The sequence below is a fragment of the Pseudomonas sp. 008 genome (assembly GCF_016861935.1).
Taxonomy (GTDB): Bacteria; Pseudomonadota; Gammaproteobacteria; order Pseudomonadales; family Pseudomonadaceae; genus Aquipseudomonas.
The window spans coordinates 442,314-463,536 of record NZ_BOMA01000003.1; the positions used below are offsets into that span (position 1 = coordinate 442,314).

A 21,223-nucleotide genomic window follows, 5' to 3' on the forward strand; every position below is an offset into this window, starting at 1 on the left:
GGGGATACTCCCGCCCATTCCCACTGCAACCCCTGGAGTCTTTGATGTCTATCCCCGCATTCGGTCTTGGTACGTTTCGCCTGCAAGGCCAAGTGGTCATCGATTCGGTGAGCACCGGTCTTGAACTGGGCTACCGGGTCATCGACACCGCGCAAATCTACGAAAACGAAGCCGAAGTCGGCCAGGCCATCGCCGCCAGCGGCATTGCCCGTGAAGAGTTGTTCATCACCAGCAAAATCTGGGTCGCCAACTTTGCCAAAGACCGGTTGATCGACAGCCTCAAAGAAAGCCTGGATAAGCTGCAAACCGACTATCTGGACCTGACCCTGATCCACTGGCCGTCACCGGAAGATCAGGTGCCGGTCGAAGAGTTCATGGGGGCGCTGCTCGAGGCCAAACGACTGGGCCTGACCCGTCGGATCGGCGTGTCCAACTTCACGGTCGACCTGATGAAGCAAGCCATTGCTGCGGTCGGCGCCGAGAACATCGCCACCAACCAGATCGAACTGCACCCGTACCTGCAAAACCGCAAGGTCGTCGAATTTGCGCAAAGCCAGGGCATCCAGATCACCTCTTATATGACCCTGGCCTATGGCGAAGTGCTGAAAGATCCGCTCATCCAGCAGATCGCCGATCGCCTGCAGGCGACACCGGCCCAAGTCACCCTGGCCTGGGCCATGCAACTGGGGTACGCGGTGATCCCCTCTTCCACCAAACGCACCAACCTGCAAAGCAATTTGCACGCCTGCACCCTGACCCTGAGCGACGCCGACATGGCGCTGATCGCGGGCCTGGATCGCGGCCAGCGGCTGACCAGCCCCAAAGGCATTGCGCCGCAGTGGGATTGAGTTTCAGCCCTGACTTAAATCTTGGCTCAAGCGTTCATCCAGCGATGACATCGCGTGCTGCAATTGATCGACGGCATCGTCGAGCAGCGCCGAATCCCCCACATCGATGACACGCTCCAGTTGCTCGCAATGCTCGATCAAACGCACCGCCCGGACCATGCGCGCACCGCCCTTGATGCGGTGCGCCAGGTCGCGCAGCACACGGTGATTGCCATTGGCGTGCGCCTGGAGCAGATCATCCCGATCCACCCGGTTGGTCACCGTCAGCTCGCGCACCAGACTATCAATCAACGTGCGGTCCGCACCGACGTATTGTTCCAGGCCACTGAGGTCCATCTCCGGCGTTGAGGGTTCTGCGTCAGGTTCTGGCGCCTGGTTCAAAAACCTGGACGCCAGCCAAGCGTGCAAATCCGCCAGCAGGATCGGTTTGAACAGGCAGTCGTCCATGCCTGCCTCCAGGCAGCGGGCCTTCTCCTCGGGCTGCGCATTGGCGGTAAACCCCAGAATCAGCGTCGGCGGCAATCCCTTGGCGCGCTCTTCATCGCGTATGGCTCCCGCCAGTTCATAACCACTGAGCATTGGCATATTGCAGTCGGTAACGACCAGATCGAAGTCATGCTCACGCCACAGCTCAACCCCCCGCGCGCCATCCTCGACCTCCAGAACCTGATGCCCCAGGTGGCTCAGTTGTCGCGAAAGCAACAAGCGGTTGGCCGGGTGATCATCGACCACCAGAATAGTCAGTGGCCGTGTCGGCGCCTGCAACCCGCTATCCACCCCGCCACTGGAAGGCAACGGTGACAAGGCGGTCAGCTCAAGGTCAATGTCCACTCGCGTGCCCTGTCCGAGGACGCTGTCGAGTTGCAACCGCCCGCCCATCATTTCGCACAGCGTGCGGCTGATCACCAAACCCAGGCCAGAGCCGCTTCGGGCTGACTGTCGGCCGTTATCGGCCTGGATGAACGGGCTGAACAACCGTTGTCGGTCGACGGTGCTGATGCCTATGCCGGTGTCTTCAATTTGCACGCTGACCGCCAGATGCCCCGACATGACGGGCGCCACTCGTAGCGTCAGGCTCACTTCACCCTCACGGGTGAACTTGATGGCGTTGCTCAGCAGATTGGACAGCACCTGCTTGAAACGGATGGGGTCGATCAACACATCGCAGTCGCTGTGTTCGTCCAGATCGATTCGCCACACGAGCGATTTCTGCCGTGCAAGGCCCTCGAAAACCCGACACACCGATGCCACCAGCCCCCGCAGATTGGCGCGCTCAGGGGTCAGGGATAAATGCCCTGACTCGATCCGCGCGATATCCAGAATGTCGCCAATCAGCGCCAGCAATTGTTGGCCGGCACTGGACGCCACCTCAATCGCAGAACGGTCGATGACGCCTTCATCTGCGCGCATCAGGGCCAGTTCGAGCATGCCGATCAGCGCGTTCATCGGCGTGCGGATCTCATGACTCATGGTCGCCAGAAAGGTGGTTTTGGCGCGATTGGCGTCGTCCGCCACGTCCTTGGCGTCCTGCAATTGCTGCAACCATTGCTGGCGCTGGCGGATCTGCCGGCGCTGCCAGGCAATCCAGACCAGGGCGAGCAACAGCAAGGCGCCAGCCACGGTAAACGCTTGAACAATGCCTTGGCGATGACGCAGCCAATAGCTGTCATCCACCACCACATCATGGCTCCAGCGCGCCACCAGATCGTCCATCTCCTGGGGCGAGATGCTCAGCAATGCCTTGTTCAGAATCGAGTGCAACTCCAGCGCGCCACGGGCAGTGGCCAGGGCGATGCGGGCGGGCTGATCGCCCACGGTGCTGCTGACACGCAGCTGCTCGTGATACTGCCGGGCGATCAGGTAACGGGCGACGATCAATGAACTGAGCGTCGCGTCAGCCCGCCCCCCGATCACCCATTCCATTCCCTCCGCCGGACTTTGCACCTCGACCAGGCGCACCTGCGGCGCCCGGGCCTGGATGAAGCCGAACAACGGATGACCGCGATAAATGGCCAGGCGCTTACCGGCCAGATCGTCCAGCGTCCTGGGGCTGTCCACTTTCGTTTTACTGACCAGCACGAAAGGGTTACTAAGGTAAGCGCGGGTAAAGAGCAACGCGTCTTCACGCTCGGTACTGGGCGTGACTACCGGCAGCAGGTCGATCTCGCCGCCCTGAAGTTGCTCGATTTGCCGGTCCAGCGAGTGGCCGCGTTGCACCTCAAAGGTCAAACCGCTGCGCTGGCTGATCAGCGTCAGCAACTGTGCCGTCAACCCGCTCAGCCGACCTTGGGCATCATAGAATGTCAGCGGGGCAAAGTTGTCGATCGCACCGACGGTGACCGTCGGATGCCGATCCAGCCAGCGTTGCTCGCTGACGCTCAAACGCACCTGCTGTTGACCCGCCGTACTGGCCCTGCCGGCACTCCAGCGCACCTCAATGGCCAAGCGCTGCTCCATGGGAATCGCTGCCAGCGCCTTGTCGACGATGCCTTTGAGACGCGGGTTGTCCGCCGCCAAAGCGAAGCCGAACGGATTGGCATCCAGACCGGAAGGCCCCGCCAGCTGAACGTTATTGAGGTAGTTGTTGTTGATCAGGTAATTGGCGCTGATGAAGTCACCCAGGTACACATCGCACTGACCGAACGCCACCGCCCCGAGCGCGTCGAGGGTCGAGGGGTAACGCTGCAAACGTGCGTCGGGATAAAAATCTTCAACAGCCTGCGCCTGCAAATAGTCTTCAACCATGGCAATACATTTGCCGGCAAGATCGACAGGCATCCGCTCGTCCAGCCGAGTGGCCAGCATCGGCTGATCTTCGGCATAGGCCCGGGATCTGGTCAGCGACGGATCGGCCGCCTCGAAGTTGTTCGATGTCCCGAGCAGATCCAGTTCATGGCGCTTGAGGGCATCCATGGCGGCTTCACGGGTGGCATAACGCAGCACCTCGATCCTGACGTGCAGCAGTTGCCCCAACAGTTCGGCGTAATCGGCCGTGATGCCCTCCAACTCATCGCTGTGACGTGTCACCTCGAATGGCGGGTAGTCGGGGCCCGTCACCCCCAGGCGCAGGGTCCGTTTATCGCGTAGCCATTGCCAGTCCGTTTCGTCCAGTTTTACCTGATAGCCCTGCACCGTGGAGCGCCCCAGCAAATGCAACGGCTGCGGTTCGTCGGCCAGCGCTGTTTGAATGAGTTGTACAAGGCACAGTGCACACGCTAACAGTAAAGTGCGCACGGTCGGGTTCACTCAGAACAGACCATTGCGCGTGACGAATTCCGGCAGGAACACCTTCGACTTCACTCCGAGTTTTTCGACCAGGCGGCTGGTGTAGGTGCTGGTGGTCTTTACACTCAAATTCATACGCTCGGCGATTGCCTTGTTGGTCATGCCTTGGGCCAAATACCGCAGGACCGCCAGTTCGCGGGTGGAGAGCTCGTCGATCCTCTGTTTTTCGCTGCGTTGCCCAAGGTCCTGCGGACCCGAAGACAGCTGCTTGAAAAAGGTGTAACCGGCCTTGACCGCATGCACGGCTTTTTGCAGTTGACTCAAGTCGGTGGTCTTGGCGACATACGCCATGGCCCCGGCGTGCATGCAACGCTGTTGAAATAACGATGGATCCGAGGCGGTGAAAACCACTACCCGACATGACCGATCACTGGCTGCGATTCGCTCCATCAGGGTCAAGCCATCGCCATCGGACAGACTCAGATCCAGTACCATCAGATCGATTTCATGCTCACGAAGTATCGACAATGCCTCGCGAACACTGGACGCCTCAAAGATGAGTTTGAAACCTTCCCCCTCAAGTACAAGTCTGACTGCGGCGCGTATCACCGGATGATCGTCCACAATCAGCACTTTTTTCATGGTAATTCCTTATGCACAAACTCAACGTTTGTCCCCGGAAAACCCCGGAGCAGACGCAGCGGCTGTGCGAAAACTTTTGCATAGGTAGAAGGAAGAAACTACCTGTCAGAAATGATAGTTTCGACGAGCGGTAGCCCAGCATCAACGAATGGCTGGTGATCCAGGGATTGTTCAGCTTCACACCCATGCAGATCGATCAGCGCCATCAGCCGTTGAACGGACGCAAGATCCGGCAGCTGCGCGTGGCCGTCGTAGATCAAGGCATGATGAACCTGGCCGTTATCGAGGAAGAACCCAGGCAGGTCCAACGCCCCATCCGCCAATGAGGCATTGATGACCACCAGATCAAACGGCTCGCAACCGTACTCGACCAGGTTCAGCATCTCGGCAAGGCTTTGCACCGGTGCCACTCGGTAATAACCGAGCTGGTTGAACAACCGCTCGGTTTTCAGCCGGTGAAAATGCTGCTCGTCGGCGATCAGGATGCGCAAGGCTTTATTTGGCAAAACAGGTCCCTTGAAGGTGACAGATTCGTGGGGGAGCAAGGCTACGGAAGACCTGTCGTGCTTTCTGTAGGATTTTTCCTAAAGATACGTGCTTAAAGATCAAAAGATCGCAGCCTTCGCCAGCTCCTGCATCTGGCAGCATTACTGCCAGCCAAACCGCCGAATATAGAAACCTTTCACCGCCTGGGTCAGTGCCATGTACGCCAGCAGAATCACCGGCAGGAACACAAAATACAGCGACGGCAGCGCCTGCAGTTTGAAGTAATGCGCCAGCGGCCCCATCGGCAGGAAAATTCCCACGGCCATGATGATGCCGGTCATCACCAGCAGTGGCATGGCGGCGCGGCTTTGCAGGAACGGGAGCTTCGGCGTGCGGATCATGTGCACGATCAGCGTCTGGGTCAGCAGCCCGACCACGAACCAGCCAGACTGGAACAGGGTCTGGTGGTCCGGGGTGTTGGCATCGAACACATACCACATCAAGGCAAAAGTGCTGATGTCGAAGATCGAACTGATCGGGCCGAAAAACAGCATGAAGCGTCCGACGTCCGCTGGCTGCCAGCGTTGGGGCTGTTTCAGCATGTCTTCATCGACGTTATCGAACGGGATGGCGATCTGCGAAATGTCGTAGAGCAGGTTCTGCACCAGCAGGTGCATCGGCAGCATGGGCAGGAACGGAATGAACGCACTGGCCACCAACACCGAGAACACGTTGCCGAAGTTCGAGCTGGCGGTCATTTTGATGTACTTGAGCATGTTGGCGAAGGTCCGCCGCCCTTCCAGCACGCCCTCCTCCAGCACCATCAGGCTTTTTTCCAGAAGAATGATGTCCGCCGCTTCCTTGGCGATGTCCACCGCGCTGTCCACCGAAATGCCGATGTCGGCAGTGCGCAGGGCTGGCGCATCGTTGATGCCGTCGCCCATGAAGCCGACCACGTGACCGTTGCCCTTGAGCAGGCGGACGATGCGTTCCTTGTGCGACGGCGTGAGTTTGGCGAAGACGTTGGTGGTCTCCACCGCCACCGCCAGCTCGGCGTCGCTCATGCGTTCGATGTCGTTGCCCATCAGCAGGCCTTGCTGCTCCAGCCCGACTTCGCGGCAGATTTTCGCGGTCACCAGTTCGTTGTCGCCAGTCAGCACTTTCACCGCCACACCGTGTGCGGCCAGGGCTTTGAGCGCCGGCGCGGTGCTTTCTTTCGGTGGATCGAGGAAAGCCACATAACCGATCAGCGTCAGCGCCTGTTCATCGGCCAGGCTGTAAGTGTCGCGCCCCTCGATCATCGGCCGCGCCGCCACCGCCACTACCCGCAGGCCTTCGGCATTGAAGGCGGCGGTGACCTGGCGAATCCGCGCCAGCAATTCATCGCTCAGCGCCTCGTCGGCATCGCCGTGGCGCACCCGGGTGCACACCGCCAGCACTTCTTCCACCGCGCCTTTGCAGATCAGCAGATGCGGCTGATCACGCTCGGCCACCACCACCGACATGCGCCGCCGGGTGAAGTCGAATGGAATCTCGTCGACCTTGCGAAACGCCGTGCCGACTTTCAGTTCACGATGGATTTCCACGTGCTCCAGCACGGCCACGTCCAGCAGGTTTTTCAAGCCGGTCTGGTAGTAGCTGTTGAGGTAGGCCATTTCCAGCACGTCATCGGAATCGTTACCCCAGACATCGACGTTGCGCGCGAGGAAGATTTTGTCCTGGGTCAGCGTGCCGGTCTTGTCGGTGCAGAGCACGTCCATGGCGCCGAAGTTCTGGATCGCGTCGAGGCGTTTGACGATGACTTTTTTGCGCGACAGGAACACCGCGCCCTTTGCCAGGGTCGAGGTAACAATCATCGGCAACATTTCCGGGGTCAGACCCACGGCGATCGACAGCGCGAACAGCAACGCTTCGGTCCAGTCACCCTTGGTGAAACCGTTGATGAACAACACCAGCGGCGCCATGACGAACATGAAGCGGATCAGCAACCAGCTGACTTTGTTGACCCCGGTCTGAAACGAAGTCGGCGCACGATCGGTGGCACCGACCCGCTGCGCCAGTGCGCCGAAATAGGTGTTGTTGCCAGTGGTGAGAATCAGCGCCATGGCCGTGCCGGACACCACGTTGGTGCCCATGAACAGGATGTTGTCGAGGTCCAGCGGGTTGTGGGTGTGGTTGTCCTGCTGACGAGGGAATTTTTCCACCGGCATCGATTCACCGGTCATCGCGGCCTGGCTGACGAACAGGTCCTTGGCGTTGAGCACCCGGCAATCGGCAGGAATCATGTCACCGGCCGAGAGCACGATCAGGTCACCCGGCACCAGTTGCTTGATCGGCAATTCGAGGCGTCGCGCACCGTTGTTCGCCACCTCCCGACGCATCACCGTGGCGGTGTTGCTGACCATCGCCTTGAGCGCGTCGGCGGCCTGGTTGGATTTGGTTTCCTGCCAGAAACGCAGCAAGGTCGAGAGCACCACCATCGAGAAAATCACGATGGCGGCTTTCATGTCTTCGGTCAGCCAGGAGATCACCGCCAGCAAGGTCAGCAGCAGGTTGAACGGGTTTTTGTAGCAGTGCCACAGGTGCGTCCACCACGGCAGCGGTTGCTCGTGCTCGACTTCATTGAGGCCGTATTGTTCGCGCAGCGCATCGGCCTCGGGTTCAGTCAGGCCGTCAGGGTGGCTGCCGAGGTTATCCAGCAATTGGCCGGTGTCGCTGTTGGCAGCGGCGACCAGGGTTTGCGCGAGCGTCGGCGGGACCTCACGGCTGACCGTGGTGTCGGTGAAGCTTTCCAGCAGCGCCAGTCGACGGAAGTGCCGGGCGATGTGACGGTTACGCAGGAATCCGGCGAAGAATTCTTTCAGCCAGGTCAGGTTCATGGCAGTGCCCCCCAGGGTCAGCCGGGAAACCGTCGAGCAGGCGTGTCGAGGCGCTGCGATGACGACACGGGGTCGAACATCACACGCTGTTCAGCGTCGATGAGAGGACGTCGGGAGTCGGGCCAAAACCGGCCACGATCGGGATGCCGCTGCTCGCTTTACGGCGAGACAACGGCACAAAAAGGCTGCGCGTTATCTTGCCGGGAAAATGCCGGTTACCGAGACCGGCCGACAACTGTCACTCGAACAAGTACCCACTGTGGGTCTCCGCTAATTGATGAAAACGCGCGAAGCTTACGCCGCGATATCTAGAGAGTAAACGCTGCGCAGGGGTGTTGCGGGGGGAATCGCGGGGTTCTTCAGGAAGGGTTCAGGTTGATCGCAAACCTGTGGCGAGGGGGCTTGTCGGAACGCCGCACCGCCCCGTTGGGGTGCGAAGCGCCCCCAAACCTGCAATCGCAATTTGTCAGACAGACCGCGATGCTGGATTTACGGCTGCTTCGCAGCCGAACGGGGGCAAGCCCCCTCGCCACAAAATCTTAGCTGGCAGTGGCCAACAACAAGTCCCTCACCGAGCGGCCATGCCCGCGGGATTTGCCATGGTCATACAACGAGCCGGCGATTTCATCGGCGCGGATCGGCAGGATCGACAGCAAGGTGTCGCTCAAACCGTGGCTGGCCTGGCAGAAGCCCTGCATGTAGATCCCGGCCTTGCAGCGCTCGTCGGTGATCAGCCTGTAGTTGCGATCGACCTCAAAATCGCCGAGGTATTGCTCCAGCGGCGCCAACAGTTTGCGGTGCATCTGACGCTCGTAACCCGTGGCCAGCACCACCGCGTCGTAACGACGAACCGAGACTTCTCCGGTGGCATTATTGCGCACAGTCAGTTCAATACCGCGTTCGGTGGCGATGGCTTTTTCGACGGTGGTCAGGGTACGGAACGCATGCCGCGCAATGCCCGAGACTTTCTGCCGGTAGAAGATTCCGTAGATGCGCTCGATCAGGTCGATGTCCACCACCGAATAGTTGGTGTTGTGGTACTCATTGACCAGACGCTCGCGTTCGCTGCTGGCCTGCTGGAACACCAGGTCGGTGAATTCCGGCGAGAACACTTCGTTGACGAAGGGGCTGTCATCGGCCGGTTTGAGGGCCGAACCGCGCAGGATCATGTCCACCTGCACCGACGGGAAGCTGTCGTTGAGGTCGATGAAGGCCTCCGCCGCGCTCTGCCCGCCGCCGATGATTGCGATGCTCATCGGTTGGTTGTTCACACACGGTTGTGTAGCCATGCGCTCCAGATACTGGGAATGGTGGAACACCCGACCGTCATCCTTCAATGCCTTGAACGCTTCGGGAATGCGCGGTGTACCGCCGGCGCTGACCACCACCGAACGGGTGGTGCGCACATGCTGCAAACCCTGAGTATCACGCGAGATCACCCGCAGCGCCTCGACCTGCTGGTTATGCAGCACCGGCTCGATGGTCAGCACTTCCTCGCCGTAGCGGCTCTGCCCGGTAAATTGCCCGGCGACCCAGCGCAGGTAGTCGTTGTACTCCATGCGACACGGATAGAAGGTGCCGAGGTTGATGAAGTCCACCAGACGACCGTGGTGCTTGAGGTAATTGACGAAGGAATACGGGCTGGTCGGGTTGCGCAGCGTCACCAGGTCCTTGAGAAACGATATCTGCAGTTCGCTCTGGGTGACCAGGGTGTTGCCGTGCCAGCGGTAGTCCGCCTGCTTGTCGAGAAACAGCACATCCAGCTCGCCCTGGCTCGGCCCGCGCTCTTGCAGGGCGATGGCCAGGGCCAGATTCGAAGGGCCGAAACCAACGCCGATCAGGTCGTGAACGATGGGCGATGCAATTGCCTGTGTCATTTCCAGTGTCCTCTGGATAAACCCCGCAGCTGCGGGGATAAAGCCTGGGTGACCTGACCGGCCTTTGGCGGCGGCAGATCGTCTGTTGAATAGGAACGAGGACAATGAAAAAAAATTTAACGAGGCCTGATTTAAGCGACATCCCACTGGCGCATGCGCACCCGGCAATGCTTCATGGCATTGACGATGTGCTTTTCCACCAGCGCTTTGGAAATACCCAGGTGCTCGGCGATTTGCGGGTGTGACAGGCCTTCGATCTTGCGCAGCAGGAAGCTCTCGCGACACAGCCGTGGCAATTCCGCCAGTGCGCGCTGGAGCATGTCCAGGCGCTGACCGTGATCGAGGCTGTTGTGGGGCGAAGGGATGAAGTAGCGTTCTTCGCTGTCGAGCACGTCCAGCGACTCGACCTGACGCAGGGCATTGCGTCGGTGGTCGTCGATCACCAGGTTGAGCGCGGTGCGATAAAGGAACGCCCGGGGTTGTTCGATCGGCGTGTCGCTGGAACGCTCCAGTACCCGCAGATACGCGTCATGCACCACATCTTCGGCCACCTGGCGGTTGCCTAGCTTGGCGTTCAGGAAACACACCAGCTCGCGATAGTAGTTTTCCAACATGACTCCCGGCCGCACGGGGTGCGGTTTCTATCCTTGAACCAGATCCGCTACCGCCCAAATAGGCAATGGCACGATGATGGCGATTTCGAGTGTGTAATTTATAGTAATTCTCATATAGATTTAAAGTGCTGTTTCCATTTGCCTGCTAAATAGTGCTGTTCTATACCTGTCTGTCACTCAAAGCCTCAACGCTTAAATTCCCCGCCCCTTCCCTCGTTTACAGGACAGCTCCCCGTGGCTGTCGGTCCTCCGACAGCGTTCAGCTGCCGCCAGATTTTGCGCGCAAGTTGAATGACGGGCCGAATCCTATTGGCCGGAACCCTGCATGAAACGTCCCCGTCACACCCGACGCGCCCTGCTTGTTGCCCTTTGTCTGATCCCCGTTATCGCCATCGCGGCCTGGCAGGTTTTGCCAGCGGGTCGTGACCGCTTCGCCACGGTCCAGGTCGCGCGCGGCGACATTGAAAGCAGCGTCACGGCATTGGGAACCCTGCAACCGAGACGGTATGTCGATGTCGGCGCCCAGGCCTCCGGGCAGATCCACAAGATCCATGTGGAAGTCGGTGACGTGGTCAAGGAAGGCCAGTTGCTGGTGGAAATCGACCCTTCCACCCAACAGGCCAAACTCGACGCCGGGCGTTTTTCCATCGACAACCTCAAGGCGCAGCTGCAGGAGCAACGGGCACAACACGACCTGGCCCGGCAGAAATATCAGCGTCAACAGCACCTCGCCGCCGGCGGCGCGACACGGGACGAAGACGTGCAAACGGCCCAAGCCGAACTGCGCACCACCCAGGCGCGCATCGACATGTTCGAGGCGCAGATCCGCCAGGCCCAGGCCAACCTGCGCAGCGATCAGGCCGAACTCGGCTATACGCGCATTTACGCGCCGATGAGCGGAACGGTCGTGGCCCTCGATGCTCGCGAAGGCCAGACCCTCAACGCCCAGCAACAAACGCCGCTGATCCTGCGCATCGCCAAACTGTCGCCGATGACGGTCTGGGCCGAGGTCTCGGAGGCTGACATCGGCCACGTCAAACCCGGCATGAGCGCCTGGTTCACCACGCTCAGCGGCGGTAACCGGCGCTGGAGCAGCACGGTGCGGCAGATTTTGCCGATACCGCCCAAACCGCTGGATCAGACCAGCCAGGGCGGCGGCAGTCCGGCCAGTTCCAGTAAAAGCGGGACGGCCCGCGTGGTGCTGTACACGGTGCTGCTGGACGTCGACAACGCCGACAACGCGCTGATGGCGGAAATGACCGCCCAAGTGTTCTTCGTTTCCAATCAGGCAAAAAACGTCCTTACCGCTCCGGTCGCCGCCTTGCAGGGCGGCCCGCAGACCGACAGTCAAACGGCTCGGGTGGTCGCTCAAAACGGTGAGATCGAACAACGGTCTGTGCGCACCGGCATCAGCGATCGTTTGAAGGTGCAGATCCTTGACGGACTGGCCGAAGGCGATCACCTGTTGATCGGCCCCGCCGACGGCAGCGGAGGTTGAATGCAAACGCCTCTGATCGACCTGCAGGACATTCGTAAATCCTACGGTGGCGGCGACGCGCCTGAAGTTCATGTGTTGCGCGGCATCGACCTGTCGATCCACGCCGGGGAGTTCGTAGCGATCGTCGGCGCTTCCGGCTCCGGCAAATCGACGCTGATGAACATCCTCGGCTGCCTCGACCGACCAACGTCCGGCGAGTATCTGTTCGCCGGCGAAAATGTCGCGGCACTCGACAGCGATGAACTGGCCTGGCTACGTCGCGAGGCCTTCGGTTTCGTGTTTCAGGGTTACCACCTGATTCCGTCCGGTTCGGCCCAGGAAAACGTCGAGATGCCGGCGATCTACGCCGGCACCCCAGCGGCCGAACGCCACGCCCGCGCCGCCGCCCTGCTCGACCGTCTGGGCTTGGCCGAGCGCACCGGCAACCGTCCGCACCAGCTCTCCGGCGGCCAGCAGCAACGGGTGTCCATCGCCCGCGCATTAATGAATGGCGGCCACATCATCCTCGCCGACGAACCCACCGGCGCCCTCGACAGCCACAGCGGCGCCGAGGTCATGACACTGCTCGACGAACTGGCGAGCCAGGGCCATGTGGTGATCCTCATCACCCACGACCGCGACGTGGCGGCGCGGGCCAAACGCGTGATCGAAATCCGTGATGGCCTGATCATCAGCGACAGCGCCCGCGACAACCCCGCCGTGCAGGCCTCGGCCAATCCCGGTGCGTTGCAAGCGGTGGATTTGCGCAAGCGGCTGAGCGAAGGCAGCGAGGCCACCGGAGCCTGGAAAGGTGAATTGGTGGATGCCGTACACGCAGCCTGGCGGGTGATGTGGATCAACCGCTTCCGCACCGCCCTGACGCTGTTGGGGATCATCATCGGCGTCGCCTCGGTGGTGGTGATGCTGGCGGTCGGCGAAGGCAGCAAGCGTCAGGTCATGGCGCAGATGGGCGCGTTCGGCTCGAACATCATTTACCTCAGTGGCTCCGCTCCCAACCCGCGCACGCCGCCCGGCATCGTGACCCTGGATGACGTCGCGGCGCTGGCCAGTTTGCCGCAAGTCATGCGAATCATGCCGGTCAACGGCGCCGAAGCCGGGGTGCGCTTCGGCAATCTCGATCACCTGAGCTACGTCGGCGGCAATGACACCAACTTTCCGGCGATCTTCAACTGGCCGGTGGTCGAGGGCAGTTACTTCACCGAGGCCGATGAGCGCAACGCCGCAGCGGTCGCGGTGATCGGCCACAAGGTGCGCAGCAAGTTGCTCAAGGATGTCGCCAACCCCATCGGCCAATATATCTTGATCGAAAACGTGCCCTTTCAGGTCGTCGGTGTGCTCGCTGAAAAAGGCGCCAGTTCCGGCGACTCCGACAGTGACAACCGGATTGCCGTGCCCTACTCGGCGGCCAGTGTCCGGCTGTTCGGCACCCACAACCCCGAATACGTGGCCATTGCCGCAGCCGATGCGCGCAAGGTCAAAGAGACCGAAAAGGCCATCGAGCAGTTGATGCTGCGCCTGCACGACGGCAAACACGATTTCGAACTGACCAACAATGCCGCGATGATTCAGGCCGAGGCGCGCACGCAAAATACGCTGTCGCTGATGCTCGGTTCGATTGCGGCGATCTCGCTGCTGGTGGGCGGCATCGGCGTGATGAACATCATGCTCATGACCGTGCGCGAACGGACCCGCGAGATCGGAATCCGCATGGCCACCGGCGCCCGTCAGCGCGACATTTTGCGCCAGTTCCTCACCGAAGCGCTGATGCTCTCGGTGGTCGGCGGGATTGCCGGCATCGCCCTGGCGCTAATCGTCGGTGGCGTATTGGTGCTCAGCAAAGTGGCGGTGGCCTTCTCCCTGGCGGCGGTCATCGGCGCCTTCGCCTGCGCACTGATCACCGGCGTTGTCTTCGGCTTCATGCCGGCCCGCAAAGCTGCCCGGCTCGACCCGGTCACGGCCCTTACCAGTGAATGATCGATCTATGAAACCGCAACTGAGCCTGTTGACCCTTTGCCTGATACTCGGCGCGTGCAGCCACCCGGCTGCGCGCCCGGACAGCGGCATTCAACCACCGCCGGCCTGGCAATCGCCACACGATGAAAATGCTTCCCGGACAAACCGGCAATGGTGGACGCAGTTCGGCAGCCCGCAGCTTGATCGCTTGATCGAACAGGCCCGCGTCGGCAGTTATGACCTGGCCGCCGCCATCGCTCGGGTGCATCAGGCCCGGGCCGACACAGTGATTGCCGGCGGCTCGCAGCTGCCGGAGATCAAGGCCGGCATGAACGCCAACCGCCAGAAATTGCTGCGCGGCAACGGCTATAGTCAACTCGATGCCGACAGCAGCAACAAGGCCGTGGACTACTTTGACGCCAACCTCAGCGCCAGTTACGAGATCGACTTCTGGGGCGGCAAACGCGCGTCCCGGGACAGTGCGCAATTCGGGCTGCGCGCCAGCGAGTTCGATCAGGCCACGGTTGAATTGACCTTGCTCAGCGGCGTGGCCAACAGCTACGCGCAAGCCTTGTCGCTGGATGAACAAAGTCGCATTGCCGAGCTGAACCTGGCCAATGCACAGAACGTTTTGAAACTGGTGCAGACCCGTTTCGACTCAGGCTCGGCCACCGCGCTGGAACTGGCCCAACAAAAAAGCCTGGTGGCGGCGCAACAACGGCAATTGCCGCTGATTCGCCAGCAAGCCGAGGACGCCCGGATCAGCCTCGCCGCCCTGCTGGGCCGACCGGTTCAGCAACTTCCGCCCAGCCACGAATCCTTCGAGCAACTGCAATGGCCTTCAATCGACTCCGGGGTGCCCAGCGAACTGCTCAGCCGCCGCCCGGACATCGCCCGCGCCGAAGCGCAACTGGCCGCCGCCCAGGCCAACGTCACGGTCGCGCGCGCAGCCATGTTGCCCGCCGTGACCCTCAGCGCCGACATCGGCTCGGGCGCCAACACGGCCAGCGACATTCTGCGCAGCCCGTTCTACAACCTCACCGCCGGGCTGGTCGCACCGATCTTCAACAACGGCCGCCTCGGTGCCGAGCGCGACAAGGCCACGGCCCGCCAACAAGAACTGCTGGAAGCCTACCGAGGCGCGATCATCAATGCGTTTGCCGACGTCGAAAAAGCCCTCAACAGCATTCGCGGCCTGGATGAACAGCGGCAGTGGCAACGCGAAGAACTGAACCAGGCCCAGGCCGCGTTCAACATTGCGCAAAGCCGCTATCAGGCTGGCGCCGAGGATTGGCTGACGGTGCTGGAAACGCAGCGCACGCTGTATGCGGCGCAGGACTCGAATGTGCAACTGCGGTTGTCGCGGTTGCAGGCGAGCATTGCGTTGTACAAGGCGTTGGGTGGGGGGTGGCAGGTGCTTTGATCGAGGTTATCCGTCACCAAAAACTGTGTGGCGAGGGAGCTTGCTCCCTTGCCACAAGTGCCTGGCTTACGACCTCAGCGGCTTGACCTTCAGATTCCGCGCATACCAAGGCCGTTGCGGCACCCGCCGGAACAAATCCGCAAGTTTCTTTTCATCAGTGCCGAAAGTAATGCGCAGCGCCAGCTTCATGGTTTCCGGGTCCATTTCCACCGACTTGCCGACCTGCAATCCCGGCGTGGTGCTGCAACCGTGGGTGCTCGGGCCGAGCCACGGATCATCGACTTCAACCCAGCGCCCCGGAGCGAACCAGGGCACGCCATTGACCTCAAGCCGACTGAGTTCCCCCGGATGGAAACGCTCGTGGGCGCGGAACCAGTCTTCCAGGCGATCGTCGATCCAGCCGTGGAAATGCCAGAACACCGGGTTCACGTGGGATGAAAACGGGTCACCGAGGAAGTCGTTTTCCGGCGCATACCAGCGCGCGGCAAAGTCCGCCGGATCCCGGGCAAAAGGCACCGGCTGACCGTTGGAGGGATCCCGTGGCACCGAGGCCCAGCGCATGTGCAGCCAGTCGTGCAGCCCCAGCTCCACCTCCGAACCGAACTGCCCCAGGGTCAGCTTCGACAGGTAACGCGGGTCGCGGTAACGGGACTCCCATACCTGAAAATTACTGTGGTAGGTCTCGGCAGTCTTGATGTCGCTGACCCACTGGGTGTACTCGGTGTCTTCGGCGGCCAGCCAGGTGGGCGGCAGCGCCGTGCCATCGTGATTGTCGAAATAGCGGGCGAAGCCCTGACGGTCGCGTTCAAGCTCTGGCTGCGGCATCGGAAAGCTCGACCAGGACGGCAGGTCCTGCATCGAACGCGCCGTGCCGAGCATGTGCCGGTGCATGAAGAAAAAGTCGATTCCCGAACCATTACGGTCTTTACGCGGCCCCCGGGCATCGCGCTCGTTACCCCGCGGGCCCGGCTGCCAGCCGATGCCGCGCAAGGCACCTTGTTGGTCCTTGGAGAGTTTGTGCCATTTGTCCCGCGAGGCGTGCCAGAGCTGGTGGAACAAACGGTGCTCGGGGGAAATCAGCCACGCCAGCAACGGCGGATTCAACCCCACACGCTCACGGGCTTCGGGAAACAGCCGTTTGCGCGCGACAAAACGATTGTCCAGTTCCAGCAAACCGAGCGGGCGATCCAGACGCAGAATCCGCCCGCTGAGCGTGCCACTGCCGGCATTGCCGAAATCGGCCCAGACCTCATCGAGCGTGACCGCCAGCTCATAAGTCGGTGCGCCGTTGGCCGATTGCCGATCGATCAGGCGCCAGTACAGCTGGCTGGCGTCAGGCGACACCAGGTCGCCGATCACCCGGTAACGCGGCTCGGCTTCACCGCGTAACTGCAGCGCGGTATCGAGGCAGCCACGCAGGCCACGGCCGCGCTGGGCGATGTCAAGAAACAGCTCCAGCCCGTGCTGCGGTAACCCGTCGAGGCCCGCTTGCGAACCTTCGAAACGGATATCCCAGATGCCGCGCAGCGAATTGGCCAACTGCTGACCCGCGGTGTCCGCCAGGTCGACCGTCGCTTCGCCGGGGGTGATCGTCGGGTCCGGCTTCGTCCATTCGCGATGCCCATAATAAGCCGCAGGCACGGCAGCGCCAGTCAGCGCCAGGCCTGCCATGAACCATCGTCGAGAAATCGTCATTGCCCTACCTGTGTCAGCCATGAAGCAGGCTTTATCCAAGCTAGAACGTTTGTTGTGGGGGGAAATTTAAGCGTGCCAAACACAATCCCTGTGGTGAGGGGGCTTGCCCCCGTTGGACTGCGAAGCAGTCCTGAAACCTGCAACCTCGTTCCGCCAGGCAAACCGCATGCACCGGATTTACGACTGCTTCGCAGCCGGACGGGGGCAAGCCCCCTCGCCACAGGGTATCTCGCTGTCTCCTAATTTTTTCTGCCAGCCACTCGTTCCTCCCAGATAGCAAAGGCCCCTGCGCCTGCACCGGGGCGGCGAACCTGACAGAGATGGCAATGACAAAACCACGTTCGAAAAAGGCTCTTTACATCGGCCTGCCGCTGGCCCTGGCGATCAGCGCCGGCGCTGGCTTCGCAGTCTGGTATTACGGGTTCAAGGACAACCCCGGTTACCCGATCAAGGTCATGCAACAGGCCGACGAGTTGCACGAGCGCATGCTCTCCTTCGACAGCCACATCAGCCTGATGCAGAACTTCGGCACCCAGGGCAACGAAGCCGACAAGGATGGCGAGGGCCAGTTCGACCTGGTCAAGGCCAACCGCGGACGCCTGTCCGGCGCGGCCCTGACGATTTTCGGCTGGCCGGAACTGTGGAATGGAGCCAACGCGCCGCACAAGCCCACCGCCGGTTTTGTCGAAGAGGCACGCAACCAGCAGGAGATCCGCTACAAGATTATTTCGGGGATGGTCCGCGACTTTCCCAATCAGGTCGCCATTGCCTACACCCCCGACGATTTCCGTCGTTTGCACGGCGAAGGCAAGTTCGCGATTTTCATCAGCATGCTCAATGCCTACCCGCTGGGCCACGACCTGAAGCTGCTGGATCTGTGGACGGCACGCGGCATGCGCATGTTCGGCTTCAGCTATATCGGCAATAACGACTGGGCCGACTCTTCGCGCCCCTTGCCGTTTTTCAACGATTCGCCAGATGCCCTCGACGGCCTCTCGGACCTGGGCAAGCAAGCGGTACATCGCTTGAATGACCTGGGTGTGATCATCGACGTGTCGCAAATGTCGACCAAGGCCCTGGAGCAAGTCGCGCAATTGAGCCGCACACCGATGGTCGCCTCGCACTCGGCGCCACGGGCGATGGTCGATATCCCGCGCAACCTCAGCGACAAGGAAATGCAGCTGATCAAGAACAGCGGCGGCGTGGTGCAGGTGGTCGGTTTCTCCCAATACCTGCGCCCGCTGACCCAGACCACCCAGGACAAACTCAACGAACTGCGCAAAGAGTTCGACCTGCCGCCCCTGCCGAACCTCGCCATGGCATTGATGCCGGGCGATCCGGTCATCGCTGCCTGGCCCGAGAAAAAATTCGGCCAGTACGCCAGCCGTCTCTACGCGACTCTCGAAGAAGAACCCAAAGCCAGCCTCAAGGACCTCGGCGACGCCATCGATTACACGGTGCGAAAAATCGGCATTGACCATGTCGGCATCAGCTCCGACTTCAACGAAGGGGGCGGCGTCAAAGGCTGGGAAAACGTCGGTGACATTCGCAATGTCACGGCAGAACTGATTTCGCGCGGCTACTCCGAAGCAGACATCGCCAAGCTCTGGGGCGGCAACTTCCTGCGGGTCTGGGATCAGGTGCAGAAAGCCGCCAAGCCAGCGCTGATTTCACAACAAGGCACGAGCACACCATGAGCGATCGTCGCACCTTTCTGAAACAGGCCGGGATCCTCGCCGCCGGCCTGCCGTTGACTGCCGGCCTGAACAACGTCGCCAACGCCACGCCAGTGCCCTCGCCGCCTGGGGACAAATGGGCACAGCTGCGGCAGCTGTTCGACCAGGATCCGGATTACCTGCATTTCTCCAATTTCCTGATCACCTCGCACCCCAAGCCTGTGCGTGAAGCGATCGAGATGCACCGTGCCGCCCTCGATAAAAACCCCGGACTGGCGATGGACTGGGACCTGGGCGTGATCGAGCAGCGTGAAGAAGAGGTGCGTGTCTGGGCCGGTCGTTACCTGCAAGCCAATGCCAAACAGATCGCACTGACGGGCAGCACCACCGAAGGCCTGGCGATGATTTACGGCGGCGTTCATGTGCGCCCCGACCAGGAAATCCTCACCACCGCCCACGAGCATTACGCGACCCACACCATTCTCGATCTGCGCACCCAACGGGACGGTACTAGGGTGCGCAAGATCAGGTTGTTCAAGGATCCGCAGACGGTGTCCAAAACGGAGATCCTGGCCTCGATCGAGCAGAACATCAAACCCGAAACCCGTGTACTCGGCATGACCTGGGTGCATTCCGGCAGTGGCGTGAAACTGCCGATCGCCGACATCGGCGCGCTGGTGGACAAGCACAACCGCAATCGCGCCGACCAGGACCGCATTATTTACCTGGTCGACGGCGTGCACGGTTTCGGTGTCGAGGACTTGAGTTTTCCCGCCATGAACTGCGATTTCTTCATCGCCGGCACCCACAAATGGCTATTCGGCCCCCGTGGCACAGGCATCGTTTGCAGCCGCAGTGAACAGGTCAAATACGTCACGCCAATCATCCCGACCTTCTCCGAAGCCACGGCCTTCTCCACCACCATGACACCGGGCGGCTACCACTCGTTCGAGCATCGCTGGGCACTGAACGAAGCCTTCAAGCTGCATTTGCAATTGGGCAAGGCCGATGTTCAGGCGCGTATCCATGCGCTGAACAGCTATATGAAAAAACGCCTGCAAGCGCACCCGCAGATCGAACTGGTCACGCCCCTGAGCCCCGAGCTGTCGTCCGGCTTCAGCTTCTTCCGGGTCAAGGGCAAAAGCTGCGACAAGATCGCCGCCTGGCTGATGCAAAACCGCGTGATCGCCGATGCCGTGGAGCGCGACGTGGGCTCGGTGATCCGCGCCGCGCCGGGGCTGCTCAACACCGAAGCTGAAGTCGACCGCTTCATCGCGTTGCTCGGCAAACAGCTCTGATCGCCAGCCCCATGGTTAATGTCAGTCAGTTAAGAAAAGCCTGCGCCAAGTGCAGACCCGTGGCGAGGGGGCTTGCCCCCTCGCCACAGGTCTGGCCTTCACTTGACTGACTGGCATCAGCCCCCCTGATTCCCTTTAACTTTTTATCGAGAGCAATGATGAACAGTGAGCTGCGTAGCTTTTCCCTGAAGACGCTCCCCGCACTGGCCTTCGCCGCCGTGGTTGCAGGCCTGCTGCCGGGCGCCGCTCAGGCCGCCGCCCCCGCCCAGCCCGGCAAAGTGTTCAAGGACTGCAAGGACTGCCCTGAGATGGTCGTGCTGCCCACCGGGACTTTCACCATGGGCACCCCGGACAATGAGGTGGGCCGCGAGCCCGACGAAGGTCCGTTGCACCCGGTGACCTTCGCCAAACCGCTGGCCATCAGCCGCTTTCAGGTGCTGGCCGGCGAGTGGGACGCGTACCTGCGCGACAGCGGTTACCTCATGCCCGACGGCGACACCCGGCCGGGCCGCGAGTGCAAGGCTGGCGTGCCGCGCTATGAACGCACGGCCAGGCATCCGGCGGTGTGTATGAACTTCCCCGAGGTCAATGCCTATGTGGCCTGGCTCTCGAAGAAGACCGGCAAGCACTATCGGTTGGTCAGCGAATCGCTGCGTGAGTATGCCGCCCGCGCGGGCAGCAGTGGCCCGTTCCCCTTCCCGTTCGATGAAGGCAAGGAATACAGCATCGCCAAACACGCCAACACCTACGGCGCCGCCGATGGCTACAACTTCACCTCACCGGCGGGCAGTTTCCCGGCCAACGCCTTCGGCGTGTACGACATGCACGGCAACGTCTATGAGTGGACCGCCGATTGCTACAACGACAACTACGTCGGCGCACCGAGCGATGGCAGCGCGTGGTTAACCGGCGAATGCACGGCCCGGCGCATTCGCGGCAATGACTGGGGCGAAGCTCCGGTGTTCTCGCGTTCGGGCAACCGCAATGCCACCTACCCCGACACCCGTGGCGACTGGCTCGGTTTTCGCGTCGCGCGGGATCTTTGAGGCTCCCACCTCCTGTCGCATGACCTGCAACAAACCCGTGCGCGGCTAAATCGCCGCCCACGG

At 61.2% G+C, this 21,223-nt stretch carries 14 protein-coding genes; 7 read left to right on the forward strand and 7 right to left on the reverse strand.

What is annotated here, in order from left to right; all coding sequences use genetic code 11:
* Positions 1 to 44 precede the first annotated feature (44 nt).
* Entirely contained in the window at positions 45 to 848 is an 804-nt protein-coding gene (gene dkgB, locus JUI81_RS09295) for a 2,5-didehydrogluconate reductase DkgB (RefSeq protein WP_111454134.1), read from the forward strand.
* Between the two features lie 3 nt (positions 849 to 851).
* Here dkgB and JUI81_RS09300 read toward each other — a convergent pair whose 3' ends face one another.
* The 6 genes from JUI81_RS09300 to JUI81_RS09325 form a co-directional block, all read right to left on the reverse strand.
* Positions 852 to 4,094 carry a transporter substrate-binding domain-containing protein gene (locus JUI81_RS09300; protein WP_204124142.1) on the reverse strand — a complete coding sequence of 1,081 codons (3,243 nt, stop codon included), beginning with the start codon at positions 4,092 to 4,094 and terminating at the stop codon, positions 852 to 854.
* Positions 4,095 to 4,715: a response regulator transcription factor gene (locus JUI81_RS09305; RefSeq protein ID WP_019579949.1), complete on the reverse strand. Its 621-nt coding sequence runs from the start codon at positions 4,713 to 4,715 to the stop codon at positions 4,095 to 4,097.
* Positions 4,716 to 4,813: 98 nt separating this feature from the next.
* Positions 4,814 to 5,221, reverse strand: a complete 408-nt coding sequence (locus JUI81_RS09310) for a hypothetical protein (RefSeq protein WP_019579948.1) — start codon at positions 5,219 to 5,221, stop codon at positions 4,814 to 4,816.
* A gap of 141 nt (positions 5,222 to 5,362) precedes the next feature.
* Positions 5,363 to 8,080, reverse strand: coding sequence for a magnesium-translocating P-type ATPase (mgtA, locus tag JUI81_RS09315; protein WP_204124143.1), 2,718 nt, complete (start codon positions 8,078 to 8,080; stop codon positions 5,363 to 5,365).
* A gap of 539 nt (positions 8,081 to 8,619) precedes the next feature.
* Positions 8,620 to 9,957, reverse strand: coding sequence for a lysine N(6)-hydroxylase/L-ornithine N(5)-oxygenase family protein (locus JUI81_RS09320; RefSeq protein WP_019579946.1), 1,338 nt, complete (start codon positions 9,955 to 9,957; stop codon positions 8,620 to 8,622).
* A 131-nt stretch (positions 9,958 to 10,088) separates the two neighbouring features.
* Complete coding sequence (locus JUI81_RS09325; RefSeq protein WP_019579945.1) at positions 10,089 to 10,571, reverse strand: sigma-70 family RNA polymerase sigma factor; 483 nt, start codon at positions 10,569 to 10,571, stop codon at positions 10,089 to 10,091.
* 325 nt (positions 10,572 to 10,896) lie between these two features.
* Between JUI81_RS09325 and JUI81_RS09330 the strand changes: the two genes are divergently transcribed.
* The 3 genes from JUI81_RS09330 to JUI81_RS09340 are packed head-to-tail and all read left to right on the forward strand — an operon-like array spanning position 10,897 to position 15,445.
* Positions 10,897 to 12,069, forward strand: a complete 1,173-nt coding sequence (locus JUI81_RS09330; protein ID WP_028941184.1) for an efflux RND transporter periplasmic adaptor subunit — start codon at positions 10,897 to 10,899, stop codon at positions 12,067 to 12,069.
* A complete protein-coding gene (locus JUI81_RS09335; protein WP_204124144.1) occupies positions 12,070 to 14,043 on the forward strand; it encodes a MacB family efflux pump subunit in 1,974 nt (657 codons plus the stop codon).
* Positions 14,044 to 14,050: 7 nt separating this feature from the next.
* Entirely contained in the window at positions 14,051 to 15,445 is a 1,395-nt protein-coding gene (locus JUI81_RS09340) for an efflux transporter outer membrane subunit (protein ID WP_019579942.1), read from the forward strand.
* 66 nt (positions 15,446 to 15,511) lie between these two features.
* Here JUI81_RS09340 and JUI81_RS09345 read toward each other — a convergent pair whose 3' ends face one another.
* Positions 15,512 to 17,140 carry a PvdJ/PvdD/PvdP-like protein gene (locus JUI81_RS09345; RefSeq protein ID WP_204124145.1) on the reverse strand — a complete coding sequence of 543 codons (1,629 nt, stop codon included), beginning with the start codon at positions 17,138 to 17,140 and terminating at the stop codon, positions 15,512 to 15,514.
* A gap of 326 nt (positions 17,141 to 17,466) precedes the next feature.
* On the opposite strand from JUI81_RS09345, the gene pvdM reads away from it, so the two are divergent.
* The 3 genes from pvdM to JUI81_RS09360 all read left to right on the forward strand — a co-directional run bounded on the left by pvdM (position 17,467) and on the right by JUI81_RS09360 (position 21,160).
* Positions 17,467 to 18,837: a pyoverdine-tailoring dipeptidase-like protein PvdM gene (gene pvdM, locus JUI81_RS09350; RefSeq protein ID WP_204124146.1), complete on the forward strand. Its 1,371-nt coding sequence runs from the start codon at positions 17,467 to 17,469 to the stop codon at positions 18,835 to 18,837.
* Positions 18,834 to 20,114, forward strand: a complete 1,281-nt coding sequence (locus JUI81_RS09355; RefSeq protein WP_204124147.1) for an aminotransferase class V-fold PLP-dependent enzyme — start codon at positions 18,834 to 18,836, stop codon at positions 20,112 to 20,114. The genes pvdM and JUI81_RS09355 overlap by 4 nt, the downstream gene beginning before the upstream one ends.
* 158 nt (positions 20,115 to 20,272) lie before the next feature.
* Positions 20,273 to 21,160 carry a formylglycine-generating enzyme family protein gene (locus JUI81_RS09360; RefSeq protein WP_204124148.1) on the forward strand — a complete coding sequence of 296 codons (888 nt, stop codon included), beginning with the start codon at positions 20,273 to 20,275 and terminating at the stop codon, positions 21,158 to 21,160.
* Positions 21,161 to 21,223 lie beyond the last annotated feature (63 nt).

What these genes read in the sequence shown, in the direction of transcription:
- JUI81_RS09320 (WP_019579946.1), bottom strand. Translation starts at nt 9,957, where the DNA reads ATGACACAGGCAATTGCATCGCCCATCGTTCACGACCTGATCGGCGTT.
- JUI81_RS09355 (WP_204124147.1), top strand. Translation starts at nt 18,834, where the DNA reads ATGAGCGATCGTCGCACCTTTCTGAAACAGGCCGGGATCCTCGCCGCC.
- JUI81_RS09335 (WP_204124144.1), top strand. Translation starts at nt 12,070, where the DNA reads ATGCAAACGCCTCTGATCGACCTGCAGGACATTCGTAAATCCTACGGT.
- JUI81_RS09330 (WP_028941184.1), top strand. Translation starts at nt 10,897, where the DNA reads ATGAAACGTCCCCGTCACACCCGACGCGCCCTGCTTGTTGCCCTTTGT.
- pvdM (WP_204124146.1), top strand. Translation starts at nt 17,467, where the DNA reads ATGACAAAACCACGTTCGAAAAAGGCTCTTTACATCGGCCTGCCGCTG.
- mgtA (WP_204124143.1), bottom strand. Translation starts at nt 8,080, where the DNA reads ATGAACCTGACCTGGCTGAAAGAATTCTTCGCCGGATTCCTGCGTAAC.
- dkgB (WP_111454134.1), top strand. Translation starts at nt 45, where the DNA reads ATGTCTATCCCCGCATTCGGTCTTGGTACGTTTCGCCTGCAAGGCCAA.
- JUI81_RS09325 (WP_019579945.1), bottom strand. Translation starts at nt 10,571, where the DNA reads ATGTTGGAAAACTACTATCGCGAGCTGGTGTGTTTCCTGAACGCCAAG.
- JUI81_RS09305 (WP_019579949.1), bottom strand. Translation starts at nt 4,715, where the DNA reads ATGAAAAAAGTGCTGATTGTGGACGATCATCCGGTGATACGCGCCGCA.
- JUI81_RS09360 (WP_204124148.1), top strand. Translation starts at nt 20,273, where the DNA reads ATGAACAGTGAGCTGCGTAGCTTTTCCCTGAAGACGCTCCCCGCACTG.
- JUI81_RS09340 (WP_019579942.1), top strand. Translation starts at nt 14,051, where the DNA reads ATGAAACCGCAACTGAGCCTGTTGACCCTTTGCCTGATACTCGGCGCG.
- JUI81_RS09345 (WP_204124145.1), bottom strand. Translation starts at nt 17,140, where the DNA reads ATGACGATTTCTCGACGATGGTTCATGGCAGGCCTGGCGCTGACTGGC.